The 13,323-nt window shown below is 71.4% G+C and carries 9 protein-coding genes; 7 read left to right on the top strand and 2 right to left on the bottom strand.

The window, feature by feature from the left end:
* Positions 1–363: 363 nt before the first annotated feature.
* The gene (locus ACH4S7_RS24320) at positions 364–2,022 is read right to left on the bottom strand and encodes an acyl-CoA synthetase (protein ID WP_398523366.1); all 1,659 of its coding nucleotides are present in this window, start codon (positions 2,020–2,022) and stop codon (positions 364–366) included.
* Between the two features lie 180 nt (positions 2,023–2,202).
* Here ACH4S7_RS24320 and ACH4S7_RS24315 point away from each other — a divergent pair, with 180 nt between their 5' ends.
* The 7 genes from ACH4S7_RS24315 to ACH4S7_RS24285 all read left to right on the top strand — a co-directional run bounded on the left by ACH4S7_RS24315 (position 2,203) and on the right by ACH4S7_RS24285 (position 10,800).
* Positions 2,203–3,024, top strand: coding sequence for a crotonase/enoyl-CoA hydratase family protein (locus ACH4S7_RS24315; RefSeq protein WP_398523365.1), 822 nt, complete (start codon positions 2,203–2,205; stop codon positions 3,022–3,024).
* 16 nt (positions 3,025–3,040) lie between these two features.
* Positions 3,041–3,985, top strand: coding sequence for a Zn-ribbon domain-containing OB-fold protein (locus ACH4S7_RS24310; RefSeq protein ID WP_398523364.1), 945 nt, complete (start codon positions 3,041–3,043; stop codon positions 3,983–3,985).
* Positions 3,982–5,040, top strand: coding sequence for a thiolase domain-containing protein (locus tag ACH4S7_RS24305; protein ID WP_398523363.1), 1,059 nt, complete (start codon positions 3,982–3,984; stop codon positions 5,038–5,040). Before ACH4S7_RS24310 ends, ACH4S7_RS24305 begins: the two co-directional genes overlap by 4 nt.
* Positions 5,037–6,203 (top strand): thiolase domain-containing protein, encoded by a 1,167-nt coding sequence (locus ACH4S7_RS24300; RefSeq protein WP_398523362.1) that lies wholly within the window; start codon positions 5,037–5,039, stop codon positions 6,201–6,203. Before ACH4S7_RS24305 ends, ACH4S7_RS24300 begins: the two co-directional genes overlap by 4 nt.
* A gap of 156 nt (positions 6,204–6,359) precedes the next feature.
* Positions 6,360–6,602, top strand: coding sequence for a DUF397 domain-containing protein (locus ACH4S7_RS24295; RefSeq protein ID WP_398523361.1), 243 nt, complete (start codon positions 6,360–6,362; stop codon positions 6,600–6,602).
* Between the two features lie 548 nt (positions 6,603–7,150).
* On the top strand, positions 7,151–10,060 hold the full coding sequence (locus ACH4S7_RS24290; RefSeq protein WP_398523548.1) for an ATP-binding protein: 2,910 nt from the start codon (positions 7,151–7,153) through the stop codon (positions 10,058–10,060).
* A 239-nt stretch (positions 10,061–10,299) separates the two neighbouring features.
* Positions 10,300–10,800 carry a hypothetical protein gene (locus tag ACH4S7_RS24285; protein WP_398523360.1) on the top strand — a complete coding sequence of 167 codons (501 nt, stop codon included), beginning with the start codon at positions 10,300–10,302 and terminating at the stop codon, positions 10,798–10,800.
* 204 nt (positions 10,801–11,004) lie between these two features.
* Here the strand turns inward: ACH4S7_RS24285 and ACH4S7_RS24280 are convergent, their stop codons facing one another.
* Positions 11,005–13,191 carry a germacradienol/geosmin synthase gene (locus ACH4S7_RS24280; RefSeq protein ID WP_398523359.1) on the bottom strand — a complete coding sequence of 729 codons (2,187 nt, stop codon included), beginning with the start codon at positions 13,189–13,191 and terminating at the stop codon, positions 11,005–11,007.
* Positions 13,192–13,323 lie beyond the last annotated feature (132 nt).

Here is a 13,323-nt window from a genome sequence, read left to right as displayed (position 1 = left end):
CATTCGGTCGTGGCGATATGGATCAGTAACGCAGCCGGACCTGTCCGCTGGCAAGGGGGGTTGACCGCACTTTCCTTCCTGTGGCGGACCGCGCCCGGGACCGCGGTGCACCTCATTGCGGGGCCCGGGCCCGGTCCCGGGCGGCGACGATCTCCGGATGCCCCGGTTCACCGCGTACGACCACGTCCCATCCGCCCATCACATCCGTCCCCCTCGTGACCACCTCCGCCCGGCCCGCGACCGTCGCTCCCGGACCCGGCAGGTCGGTCCCCGCGTGGTGGCGGGGAGAGGCCGCGGCCGGTGGCGGTGGTTGCGCGGGCGCCGACCGCTGGCCCCCCGGCGGTCGCGGCGGTCGCGGTGGTCTCAGGGGGTCTCCGTGACCTCGGCCGGATCCATGGTGGCCGGGTCCATGGCCTCAGCCGCCACGGCCCTCGCCCACCGGTAGTCCGCCTTGCCGCTGGGCGAGCGCTGGATCTCCTCGGCCACCACCAGCCGGCGCGGGATCTTGTAGCCCGCCAGCCTGGTCCGGCAGTGCGCCTGGATGCCCGTCAGGTCCGGGGCCTCGGCACCCTCGCGTATCTGCACCACCGCCGTCACCCGGTTGCCCCAGGTGGCGTCCGGCACCCCGGCCACCAGGGCGTCGTAGACATCCGGATGGGATTTGAGCGCCTGCTCCACCTCCTCCGGGTACACCTTCTCGCCCCCGGTGTTGATGCACTGCGACCCTCGGCCGAGGACGGTCACGATGCCCTCCTCATCGACCGTGGCCATATCACCGAGCAGCACCCAGCGGTCCCCGCCGCGCTGGAAGAAGGTCTCCGCCGTCTTCCGCGGATCGTTGTAGTAGCCGAGCGGGACATGCCCTCGCTGGGCGATGCGGCCCGGCTCGCCGACGGCCACCGGCTCGTAGGTCACCGGGTCGACCACCTGCGTTCGACTGTTGACCTGGAGGCGGAAGCCCTTCTCCGGGCCCGAGTCGGCCGTCGCGGTGCCATTGAAACCCGACTCCGACGACCCGAAGTTGTTCAGCAGCATCACCCGTGGGGCCAGCGCCATGAACTGCGCGCGCACGGTCTCCGACATGATCGCCCCCGACGAGGAGACGCTGAACAGCGAGGAGAGGTCGGTGCCCTTGCCCGGTCCGTTCAACGCGTCGATCAGGGGCCGCAGCATCGCATCGCCGACCAGGGACACGCTGGTGACCTTCTCCTTCTCGATCGTCCGCAACACGTCTTCGGGGACGAATTTCCGGTGCAGGACGACCCGTTGGCCGAAGTTGAGACCGATGAACGCGGTCAGCGTGGAGGTGCCGTGCATCAGCGGGGGAGTCGGGAAGAAGGTGATGCCGTCCCCGCCCGCGGCGACCCGCTGGGCCAGTTCGCCGGGCGTGCTGACCGGCTCACCGGTCGGCGCCCCGCCGCCGAGGCCCGAGAAGAAGAGATCCTCCTGCCGCCACATCACCCCTTTGGGCATCCCCGTGGTCCCACCGGTGTAGATGATGAACTGGTCGTCGGCCGACCGTGTCGCGAAGCCGCGTCCGGGGGACGCCGCCGCCTCGGCCTCCGCGAAGGGGACGGCTGCCAGTTCCGGGGTGCCCCCGGGCGGTGTGCCGACCCGCACCAGATGGCGGAGCTTCTCCGTCCTCGGCAGCGCCGCCGCGACCCGTTCGGTGAACTCGGCGTCGAAGACGAGAGCCGCGAGGTCGGCGTCCCGGTAGAGGTAGACCAGCTCCTCCTCCACATACCGGTAGTTGACATTGACCGGCACGATCCGGGCTTTGAGGCAGCCGAGCACGGTCTGGAGGTATTCGACGCCGTTGTAGAGATGCAGCCCGAGGTGTTCGCCCGGTCCGATGCCCGCGTCGAGCAGGTGGTGGGCGACGCGGTTCGCCGCCGAGTCCAGCTCCGCGTAGGTGAGCCTGCGCTCCGTGCCCGAGCCGGGGCGGTCGACGTACACCAGTGCCTCACGGTCCGGGACCACGTCCACGATCGACTCGAAAAGATCGGCAAGGTTGTACTCCACCGCTCCTCCTGACCCCGGCGCGCGCCGGTTGGGCATTGGCTCGGGCGGTCATTAGAGCGCCCGCGAGCACAACTGTGAAGGGGCCTGGCCAGATTTATCTGACTGCCTGTCAGGAAACTATTGAACTGAGACCCGCCCTACTGCAACCTGTTCTAGGTCTTGAGACGGGAGACCGCACAAATGGGAGAAGACGTGGGACCACACCCGGGAACCGAACATCTCACCGTGCGACGCGAAGGCGCCACGCTGGTGCTCACCTTGAACAGGCCCGAGGCGAAGAACGCGCTCTCGCTGCCGATGCTCGTCGGCCTGTACGACGGCTGGCTGGCGGCGGACGAGGACGACGCGATCCGCTCGGTCGTCCTCACCGGGGCGGGGGGCGTCTTCTGCGCCGGGATGGATCTGAAGGCACTCGCCGGCAAGGGTATGGACGGCCAGGGGTACCGGGACCGGATGAAGGCCGACCCCGACCTCCACTGGAAGGCGATGCTCCGCCACCACCGCCCCCGCAAGCCGGTCATCGCCGCCGTCGAGGGGCACTGTGTCGCGGGCGGCACCGAGATCCTCCAGGGCACCGATATCCGTGTCGCGGGAGAGAGCGCCACCTTCGGCCTCTTCGAGGTCCGGCGCGGCCTCTTCCCGATCGGGGGCTCGACCGTACGGCTCCAGCGTCAGATACCCCGCACCCATGCTCTGGAGATGCTGCTCACCGGCCGTGCGTACAGCGCGGACGAGGCTCAGCGGATCGGGCTCATCGGACAGGTCGTCCCCGACGGCACCGCCCTGGAGCGGGCACTCGCCGTCGCGGAACAGATCAACGCCTGCGGTCCGCTCGCCGTGGAGGCGGTGAAGGCGTCGGTGTACGAGACCGCCGAACTGACCGAGACCGAAGGGTTGGCCGCGGAACTCGCCCGTGGCTGGCCGATCTTCGACACCGATGACGCGCGGGAAGGCGCCCGCGCCTTCGCCGAGAAGCGCGCCCCCGTCTACCGGCGTGCCTGAGCCCAGGAGGATCCGGATGCCCGAAGTGCTGCGCGCCCCGCTCGTCGTCGAGTTCCCCTTCACCCGCTCGCTCGGCCCCGTCCAGAGCGCCTTCCTCACCGGACTGCGTGAGCGCACCGTCCTCGGCGTGCGGACCGGCGACGGCAGGGTTCTCGTCCCACCCGTCGAATACGACCCGGTCACCGCCGACGAGATCCGTGAGCTGGCCGAAGTCGGCTCCACCGGTACCGTCACCACCTGGGCCTGGAATCCGGCCCCCCGCCCGAATCAGCCGCTGGAGACCCCCTTCGCCTGGGTGCTGGTACGGCTCGACGGCGCCGACACCGCCCTCCTGCACGCCCTCGACGCGCCGGGGCCCGACACCGTGCACACGGGAATGCGGGTACGGATCCGCTGGGCGGACGACCGCGTCGGAGCCATCACCGACATCGCCTGCTTCGAGCCGTACGAGAGTGAGCCCGGCCCACCCGCCGCCGACCACCCGGGCGTCTTCCGGTCCGCCGTCACCGGCATCGTCACCCCCGCCCGGCTCGACTACACCTACGCGCCCGGCCGCGCCCAGACCGATCATCTCAACGCCCTCGTGGACCACCGGATCGTCGGCGAACGCTGCCCGTCCTGTCGACAGGTGTACGTCCCGCCCCGTGGCGCCTGTCCGACCTGCGGTGTCGCCACCTCCGAACAGGTCGAGGTCGGCCCCGGTGGCACCGTCACCACCTACTGCGTCGTCAACATCAAGGCGAGGAACCTGGACATCGAGGTGCCGTATGTCTACGCCCATATCGCCCTCGACGGCGCCGGTCTCGCCCTCCACGGCCGGATCGGCGGTATCGCCTACGACCAGGTGCGCATGGGCCTGCGCGTGGAACCGGTCTGGACCTCCGGCAGCCGTCACCCCGACCACTACCGGCCCACGGGCGAGCCCGACGCCGACTACGACACCTACAAGGAGTTGCTGTGACGCGGTACGCCAGGGACACGGCGATCGTCGCCTTCGCGCAGACCGACCACCGGCGCCACAGCGACGAGCTCTCCGAGGTCGAGATGGTGATGCCGGTACTGCACCGGGTCCTGGCGGCGACGGGGCTGACGACCGGCGACATCGGCTTCACCTGCTCCGGCTCCTCCGACTATCTCGCCGGGCGGGCCTTCTCCTTCACCATGGCCCTCGACGCCGTCGGCGCCTGGCCTCCGATCTCCGAGTCCCATGTGGAGATGGACGGCGCCTGGGCGCTGTACGAGGCATGGGTGAAGATCCTCACCGGTGAAGCCGATATCGCCCTGGTCTACGCCTACGGGAAGTCATCATCCGGCGAGGTGCGGGATGTCCTGACCCGGCAGCTCGACCCGTACTACGTCGCTCCGCTCTGGCCCGACTCCGTGGCGCTCGCGGCGCTCCAGGCCCAAGCGCTGATCGACGCCGGGCACACCGACGAAGCCGCGCTGGCCGGGATCGGAGCCCGCAGCCGTGCGGACGCCGCGTCCCACCCGCACGCCCAACTCAAAGGCGTCGTCCCGCAGGGCGACCATATTGTCCGCCCCCTGCGGACCGGGGACTGCCCACCGATCGGCGACGGGGCGGCCGCTGTGATCATCGCGGCCGGGGAGCGCGCCCATGGGCTGTGCGAGCGCCCCGCCTGGATCCGTGGCATGGACCACCGGATCGAGGCCCACAGCCTCGGGGTCCGCGATCTCACCGACTCGCCCTCCACCCGGCTCGCGGCGGAGCGCGCCGGAGCGTTCGAGCGGCCCGTCGACACCGCTGAACTGCATGCGCCCTTCAGCTCCCAGGAGGTCGTCCTGCGGAGAAGCCTCAACCTCGACTCCAGGGTGAGAGTCAACCCGTCCGGTGGAGCGCTCGCCGCCAACCCGGTGATGGCCGCGGGGCTCATCCGCATCGGCGAGGCCGCCGCGCGCATCCACCGCGGTGAGTCCGACCGCGCGCTCGCCCACGCCACCTCCGGGCCCTGCCTCCAGCAGAACCTGGTCGCCGTTCTGGAAGGGGAACCCCTGTGAGCAGAGAGCCCGTCGCCGTCGTCGGGATCGGCCAGACCAACCATGTCGCCGCCCGCCGTGACGTCTCCATCGCCGGACTCGTCCGCGAGGCAGCCCGCCGGGCCCTGGACGACGCGCAGCTCACCTGGTCCGACATCGACGCCGTCGTCATCGGCAAGGCCCCCGACTTCTTCGAGGGCCTGATGATGCCCGAGCTGTATCTCGCCGACGCCCTCGGTGCGGTCGGGAAACCGATGCTGCGCGTGCACACGGCGGGCTCGGTCGGTGGGTCCACCGCGCTCGTCGCCGCCAGTCTCGTGGCGTCCCGGGTGCACTCCACCGTGCTCACACTCGCCTTCGAGAAGCAGTCCGAGTCCAACGCCATGTGGGGCCTCTCGCTGCCCGTCCCCTTCCAGCAACCGCTGCTCGCGGGTGCGGGTGGGTTCTTCGCCCCTCATGTGCGGGCCTATATGCGCCGCTCCGGCGCCCCCGACACGGTCGGCTCGCTCGTCGCCTACAAGGACCGCCGCAACGCCCTGAAGAACCCGTACGCCCATCTGCACGAACACGACATCACCCTGGAGAAGGTCCAGTCGTCCCCGATGCTCTGGGATCCGATCCGCTACTCCGAGACCTGTCCGTCGTCCGACGGCGCCTGCGCGATGGTCCTCACCGGCCGGGCCGGCGCGTCCCGGTCCCCCCGCCCGCCGGCCTGGATGCACGGTGGCGCGATGCGCAGTGAGCCGACGCTCTTCGCCGGCAAGGACTGTGTGTCGCCGCAGGCGGGCAAGGACTGTGCGGCCGATGTCTACCGGCAGGCGGGCATCGTCGACCCACGGCGGGAGATCGATGTCGTGGAGATGTATGTGCCGTTCTCCTGGTACGAGCCCATGTGGCTGGAGAACCTGGGCTTCGCCACCGAGGGTGAGGGGTGGAAGCTCACCGAGTCGGGTGCCACCGAACTCGACGGCGATCTGCCGGTGAACCCCTCGGGTGGGGTGCTCTCCACCAACCCCATCGGCGCCTCCGGAATGATCCGCTTCGCCGAGGCGGCCCTCCAGGTGCGGGGCGCGGCGGGCGAGCACCAGGTCGACGGCGCTCGCCGGGCGCTCGGTCACGCCTACGGCGGGGGCTCACAGTTCTTCGCCATGTGGCTGGTGGGTGCCGAACCGCCCACCACCTGAAGGGAGCAGCCACGGGGCCGACTCGGGTGGCCCCACCGACACCGCCCGGCCATTCTCCGGCCATCGGAAGCCTGTTCGGCGGCCTGCCGGTGACCTGTCCGGGAGGGGGGTCGATCGCTAGGCTGAGCCCGGAGACAATGCGGGAGGAGCACGTACGTGGCCGAGAGCACCACCACCACGCAGACGATTTCGGGATGGCAGAAGCCCGAACTCGACCTCAGCAAGGCCGACTGGCAGTCGAGCAGCCAGGGAACGGGAGACGTCCAGATCGCCTTCGTGGAGGGCTTCATCGCCATGCGCAACGGCGGCCGGCCGGAGAACCCATCACTGATCTTCACTCCGGCCGAGTGGCGCGCGTTCGTGCTGAACGCCCGCGGGGGCGAGTTCGACCTCACCTGAGCGCCACCGGGTGGGTTCCTCCACGACTCCGCGCGCCTCGTTCGCCAGGGCGCGCGGGAGTCACGGCGGGGCGCCCCCTTCGTGCCGCGTCCGGATGTGCACCCGTGTTCCGGACGCGGCCCGCCCTCTCAAGGCTTGTCCCCGGGGCGGCGAGCCTCCACCATCGCGTGCCCCGTGCCCCGTGCCCCGTGCCCCGTGCCCCGTGCCCCCGGCCGACCCTCGGTCGGAGTCTCGTCCGCCCCGGCAGCCGGCCAGCGCCGCGAGGCATGCATCGCCCGTGGCCCGCGCCCGGGCCCTGCACCCCGGCCGCCTCCGCCAGCGGTCCGGTCCGGTCCGTCCAGGGAGCGTCCGGTACCGCTTCGACGCTCCCTGCTCCATGGCCCCGGGCGACCCCGCCGACAGACGACTCCCGGCGCTCGTGCCGTGTTCTGTGCGGACGGCTCCCGGACCGTGTCCGACCGGCGTACGCTGAGCTCCCTCAAGGACGTCGGACCCCGTGTGCCCCGAGCAGTGTGCCGGGCGCACGCCGGGGCGTGGGGGTGTGCATGATGCGTCGTTCCGGCGCGGCCAAACGCCGTCTCTTCGAGCGCGAGGCCGAACTCGCCGCCGTGGACGACGCATTGGACGAACTGACCGGACTGCGTTCCGACGAACCGGGCGGGCCCGAGCATCCCCGCGGCGCCCTTCTCGCCATCGCAGGACACGCGGGCCTCGGCAAGACCACCCTCCTCGCCGAGATCCGCCGCCGCGCCGCCGCCCTCGGCTGCACCGTCCTCTCCGGACGCGGCGGCGAACAAGAACAGGGAGTCGCCTTCCACGTCGCCCGCCAACTGATCCAGCCCCAGCTCGCCGGCGTCCCGGACGCCACCCTCCGCCAACGGCTGGGGAGTTGGTACGCCATCATCGGCCCCGCCCTCGGCCTGTGCGCCGCCGGCGAGGGCTCACCCCCCGACCCCCAGGGGCTGCGCGACGGACTCGACTGGGTCCTCACCCATCTGGCGGTCCGGCAAGCCCCGCTCGTCCTCGTGCTCGACGACGCCCACTGGGCCGACCCCGAGTCCCTGAGCTGGCTCGCCGCCTTCGCGCCACGCGCCGAGGAACTGCCCCTGCTGCTCGTCGTCGCCTACCGGCCCGAAGAACTCCCCGACCACGCCCGGCACTTACGCCGGCTGCCCGGACGCGCCGGACAACGCCCCATCGACCTCGCCCCGCTCACCCCCGCGGCCGTCGCCCGGCTCGTACGGGACCGGATCGGCCGCCACGCCTCCGACACCTTCTGCCACGAGTGCTGGGCCGTCACCGCCGGCAACCCGTTCGAGGCCATCGAACTCGTCGCCAAGGTGAGCGACCGGGCCATCGAACCCACCGTGGCCGGCGCCCCGCTGCTCCGCGACCTCGCGGCGGCCGTCAAGGGCGGCGGACTGATATCCCGCCTCGAACGCCTCGGCCCCTCCACCGTCCGGCTCGCCTGGGCCGGTGCCGTCCTCGGCACCGAGATATCACCCTCGCTCGCCGCGAGCGTCGCCGGACTCGGCGCTGAGGAGGCGGCCGACGCCGCCGACCGGCTGCGCGAGGCCCGGATCCTCACCGGAACCGACGTTCTGGAGTTCGTCCACCCACTGATCGCCACCGCCGTCTACCGGGCCATCCCGGACGCCGTACGGGTCGCACTCCACGGCCAGGCCGCCTGGTCCGTCGTCGACGCCGGGCTCGGTTCGACGGCCGCCGCCCGCCATCTCATGGAGACCCGCCCCGAAGGCGACCCCTGGGTCGTGCGCCATCTGCGTGCCGCCGCCCGCGAAACCCTCCGGGCCGGCGCCCCCGACGCCGCCCGCCGCCAGTTGGCCCGCGCCCTGCGGGAGCCACCGACAGCCGACGACCGGGCCGCGGTCCTCTACGAACTGGGCTGCTCCTCCCTCCTGACCGAACCCGCCACCACCGTCAACCACCTGCGGGCCGCACTCGAAGAACCCATCGCCGACCCCGCCCTCCGCCAGGGCATCGTCTACCGCCTCTCCCAGGTCCTCGCCCACTCCGACCGGCTCGGCGAGGCGTGCGACACGCTCGCCCAGGAGGCCCGGAGCACCACCGACCCCCGAACCCGGCTGCGGATGCGGGCCGAGAAGTTCATGTGGGACGCCTTCCGCTCCGACGAACCCGAGAGCCCCGCCCGCTCCCGCCGCCTGGCCCGCCTCGCCGACCGGCTCACCGGCAGCCACCTCACCGAGCGGTACATCATCGGCCTGCGCGCCTGGGACGCCACCCTGCGCGGCGAGCCCGCCACCGTCGCCCTCCACCACGCCGAACGCGCCCTGCGCGGCGGACTGGGCTGGGCGGTGGAGGACCGCGGTTTCGAAGTCCCCGCGCTGGTCGCCCTCACCTTCCTCTACGCCGACCGCCCGGGCCGCGCCGAGGAGCTCTTCGCGGCCGGTACCGAGGAGTTCGAACGCCAGGGCTGGCACGGCGCGCATCTGTCCTTCGCGTACACACTCCTCGGCTACATCCGCCACCGCCGCGGCCGGCTGGCCGAGGCGGAGGAGTTCGCACGGGCCGGACTGCGCCTCGCCGAACGCGTCGGGCCCCGTACCCCCGCCGAGTGGTACGCGATCGGCGTGCTCGTCGAGGTGCTGCTGGCCAGAGGGCGTACGGACGAGGCGACCGAGGTCGCCCGGGACCACGACTTCCGCGCGCCCTTCCCGGCCGCGGTCACCTTCCCGGACGCCCAGACGGTGTACGGGCGGCTGTTGCTCGCGCAGGGCCGCGCCCAGGAGGCGGCGGCGGAACTCACCGCCGTGGGGCGACGGCTCGACCAACGGGGGATGCGCAACCCGAGCTGGTGCCCCTGGCAACTGAACCTCGCCATCGCCGAGGCGGCCGAAGCGCCGGAACGGGCCAGGTGCACCGCCCTCGACGCGGTGGAGCGGGCCCGCGGATACGGGACCGCATCGGGCATCGGGCAGGCGCTGCGGGTGGCCGCCGAGGTCACCGGCGGCGCCGAGCGCGTCGCCTTCCTCACGGAGGCCGTCGCCCATCTCGAACGTTCACCCGCCGCGTACGAACTGGCCCGCGCGCTGATCGCCCTCGGCGCCGAGCTGCGCGGGACCGGCCGGCCCCGGGAGGCCGCGGACTGCCTTCAGCGGGGCCTGGAGGGCGCGGACCGGTGCGGTGCCGCAGGGCTGGCCGACACCGCCCGCCACGAACTCGCGGCGGTGGGCCTGCGCCCGCGAGGGCTGCGCGCCATCGAGACCGACGTGCTCACCGGCCGGGAGCGCACCGCGGCCGTGCTGACCGCGCGGGGCTGGGACCGGAGTGCCGTGGCCACCGCCCTCCGGATGGATGAACAGTCCGTCGCCCGCGTGCTCTCGGCGGTCTATCGCAAGGCGGGTACGGACGAGGCGGGCCTCGCGCGAACCTTCGGCGAGAGCCGGACCGGACCTCCGCCCGGGAGCGGCGGCTGACGCTCTGGGCACATCGGCGGCCCGCCGTACCGGGTCAGGAATCATCCCCGGGGGCGGGCGCGGGACGCCCCGTACGGTGACGAGAGCCGCCGCGGTGACCCACGGTGCGGTGGTGCGCACGGTGGGTCGACAGGGCCGGTCGGGCGGAGCGGACCAGCGGGAGGGGGTGCGCCGTCAACGGCGCCCGGGAGACCCCGCCCCCGGTCGGCCGGAACACCCCGGCCACGTACCATGGCGGTATGTCCTTCCTCCGCCGCCGCAGCGCCGCCACTCCCGCGGGCCCGGACTTCGACGTCCTGGCCATGGACCCGGGGGACTGGCCCGGAAACCTCGGCGCGGGACTCCTGCCCGCCCCCGACGGCACCTGCCAGGGCGTCTTTCTGCGGTACGACCTCTTCGGTGGTCGTGGCCCCGCGATGATCATCGGAAACCTGCCGGAGGGCTCCCCGGCCCGGGAGATCGACGAGGGCCAGGTCCCCTTCGAGGTGGCCCAACTCCTGCTCGCGCTGGACAACGACGAGCCGGTCGATGTGGTCGGCGGCGAGGACGTCCCCGTGATGCAGGGGGACAACCTTCTGATCGTGCGCCGGCTCAAACTCTCGGAGAGCCGGATCTCCTGCGTCCAGTTCGACCGGAGCGACGGCGTCCTGGTCACCATCGCGAGTTGGGACCGTCCGATCACGGACGATCTGTACGCCCTCCTCAAGCCGCTGCCCGCGGAACTCTTCCAGCAGGGCTGACCCTCCGCGCGACCGCACCGATCGGACGGCACGCGCACACTTCACGACACCGCCGGACGCGCGCCGCGGGCACGAAGCCCCGCGACGCGCGTCTCCCGTCAGGCGCATCGATGAGTCGCCCCGTCGCTGGGGTGGCGTGTCACCGAGTCGGCCAGTCACGGGGGCGGCGCCTCGGTGAGTCGTCCGGTCGTCACCCCGCTCAGCTCACCGCGCGAGCATCGTGGCGAGCCGTACCGCTGCCGTGCCCAACCCCGTCGGCTGCCGCAGCAGTGGAGTCCCCGGCCCGCTGCTCAGATCCTCCTCGCGGTAGCGGCGCACCCCCCGGTGCCAGTTCAGGATCCCGGCCAGCCAGTCCTCCATCTCGCGTACATAGGCGTCGACCGCGGCCCGCTGCTCGTCGCTCAGCCGGAAGTCCTCGTACAGCAGCGGAAGTTCGTACTCCTTCACATGGAGGAACTGCCGCAGCCGCCCGCGCATCAGGTCGTCGACGATCGTGACGGCGGACGGGTAGTCGCAGTCGAAGAACGTCCTTACCACCAGTACCGCGTTGTGCAGCTCGCCCTCGGCTTCGATCTCCTTCTGGTACGAGAAGAGATCGTTCAGCAGGCAGGCGTAGTTCGCGGCCGCGTTCTCCAGGCTCTGGATCGGGCCGCTGCGCAGCACCCCGGCCGGGAGCTGCCCCTCGTGCCGCAGCCGGCAGAGCAGCATGGTGAGGTCCGAGCCGAAGGTATGCCTGCGCATCTCGATGTAGTCGACCGGATCCGGGACCCGGTGCTGGGCCTGGTTGTGCAGTTCCCAGAGCCAGCTCTCCAGCATGTGGTCGATGGTGGACCGCAGCTCCAGGCGCGCGTCCCGGCTCATCGGTCCGGCGGTACGCGCCCACAGGTCGGCGAGTCCCCGCTCCATGGGGCTCACGGCCCGCGCCGCCGCCGTGGCCGGGCTGTCCACCGGCATACAGGCCAGGAGCCGTTCATTGGACAGCTTCGCCCCGATGAGATTGCGCGGCCGGCCGAACACCATGGGGTAGTAGTCGTCGGCATAGGTGCCCCAGGTCAGCCACTCCGCGCTCAGCTCCAGCTCCTCCTGCGTGGCGTCCGGGTCGAGCCCCGCCGCGCAGAGCGCCAGGTCGAAACCCCGCACCATCGGTCCGTCCCAGATGTCGCCGAGCAGGCCCATCCGGTCCGCCCAGGCGATGGACTTCTCCCGCGCGTCCTCGTGGTGCGGGCTGAGCGACAGCGGGAAGGGGAGATCGAACTCCGGCAGCAGTGAGGGCCCGACGCGCTGGTGCGGCAGATGGGCGAGGCCGCGCAGCCGGGCGGTGGCCTGGCGGCCGAAGAGCGTCCTGATGTCCAGTGCGGAGGTGCCGAGCACTCCACCGAACGGCGAATGGCCGCCCACCAGGCCCTCGTTCATATAGCGGCTGGAGCGCAGATGCCATTCGTGGCCGCCCGACTGCCAGTCCTGGAGCCCCTTCACATAGAGCGCGACGGCCGCGCACTCGTCGGCGGTGAGGCCGTGCTCCAGGCAGAGCGCCGGGACCTCGGTCAGCGCCGTGCTCTCGAACTGGTGCAACCGCGAGGTCAGCAGGTCGTTGACGGCTTCGGCGGCCTGCTGGGTCGTACAGCCCAGGAAGGTCTCCAGCACGAGGACGCCATTGCTCAGTTCGCCCTCCTCCTCGACCTCGCGCTGGTACGAGAAGAGGTCGTTCCGCAGATGGACGGAGTCGGCGAAGGTGTCGGTGAGGACCCGCAGCGGGCGCGAACCGGCCACCGCGTCGGGCACCTCGGCCCCGGCCGCGTACTCCACGAGCTGTGCCGACCAGGGGGCGCCGCCCACCTTGCGCCGCATCTCGATGTACTCGACGGGGTTGGCGATACGGCCTTCATTGATGTTGGACAGTTCCCACAGGGATTCGTTGAGCAGATTCCTCGTCGATTCCGCGAACCGGGTCCGCCACTGCGGTGACATCGCCGGCACTGTACGCGCCCAGAGATCCGCCAGCCCCGCCTCGACCGGATTGGTCGGCTCGGGTGTCTTCTCCCCGAGGTCCAGGGGCATGAACGCGGGCAGCCGGTCCAGATATGCCTTTCCGCCCTCCCGGTCCTGGGTGCGTTTGAAGATCTCCAGGAAATGATCGTCGAAGAAGAAGACCCACACGTACCAGTCGGTCACCAGCGCCAGGGTCTCGGCGTCACAGTCCGGATGGGTGTATCCGCAGAGCAGGGCGTAGTCGTGCGCGTCGAGATCGCGCTCCTGCCAGATGCCGGAACCCTCCAGCATCCCCATTCCGCGTGCCCACTCCCGGGTGTGTGCCCGTGCCTCGTCGACATGGGAATTGAGGCGTGCCGGATACGGCACATAGAAGTCGGGCAGGACGAAGGGCTGTGCCATGCGCGCGGCCTCTCGGGTCGGATCGGTCGTTACCGGTCCCAGCTCTACCCTCGGTCTCCACCGAAAACGCACAACGGCCTAATAGTCATATCAAACGATAAGAGGTCCTCGATGGAGCTCCTCAGTTCCGTA

It is taken from the genome of Streptomyces sp. NPDC020965 (assembly GCF_044333555.1).
Classification (GTDB): domain Bacteria; phylum Actinomycetota; class Actinomycetes; order Streptomycetales; family Streptomycetaceae; genus Streptomyces.
Note: the sequence above shows the minus strand (reverse complement) of the source record. Positions and strands in the feature narration are given on the sequence as shown.

What these genes read in the sequence shown, in the direction of transcription:
- ACH4S7_RS24315 (WP_398523365.1), top strand. Translation starts at nt 2,203, where the DNA reads ATGGGAGAAGACGTGGGACCACACCCGGGAACCGAACATCTCACCGTG.
- ACH4S7_RS24290 (WP_398523548.1), top strand. Translation starts at nt 7,151, where the DNA reads ATGCGTCGTTCCGGCGCGGCCAAACGCCGTCTCTTCGAGCGCGAGGCC.
- ACH4S7_RS24280 (WP_398523359.1), bottom strand. Translation starts at nt 13,191, where the DNA reads ATGGCACAGCCCTTCGTCCTGCCCGACTTCTATGTGCCGTATCCGGCA.
- ACH4S7_RS24285 (WP_398523360.1), top strand. Translation starts at nt 10,300, where the DNA reads ATGTCCTTCCTCCGCCGCCGCAGCGCCGCCACTCCCGCGGGCCCGGAC.
- ACH4S7_RS24310 (WP_398523364.1), top strand. Translation starts at nt 3,041, where the DNA reads ATGCCCGAAGTGCTGCGCGCCCCGCTCGTCGTCGAGTTCCCCTTCACC.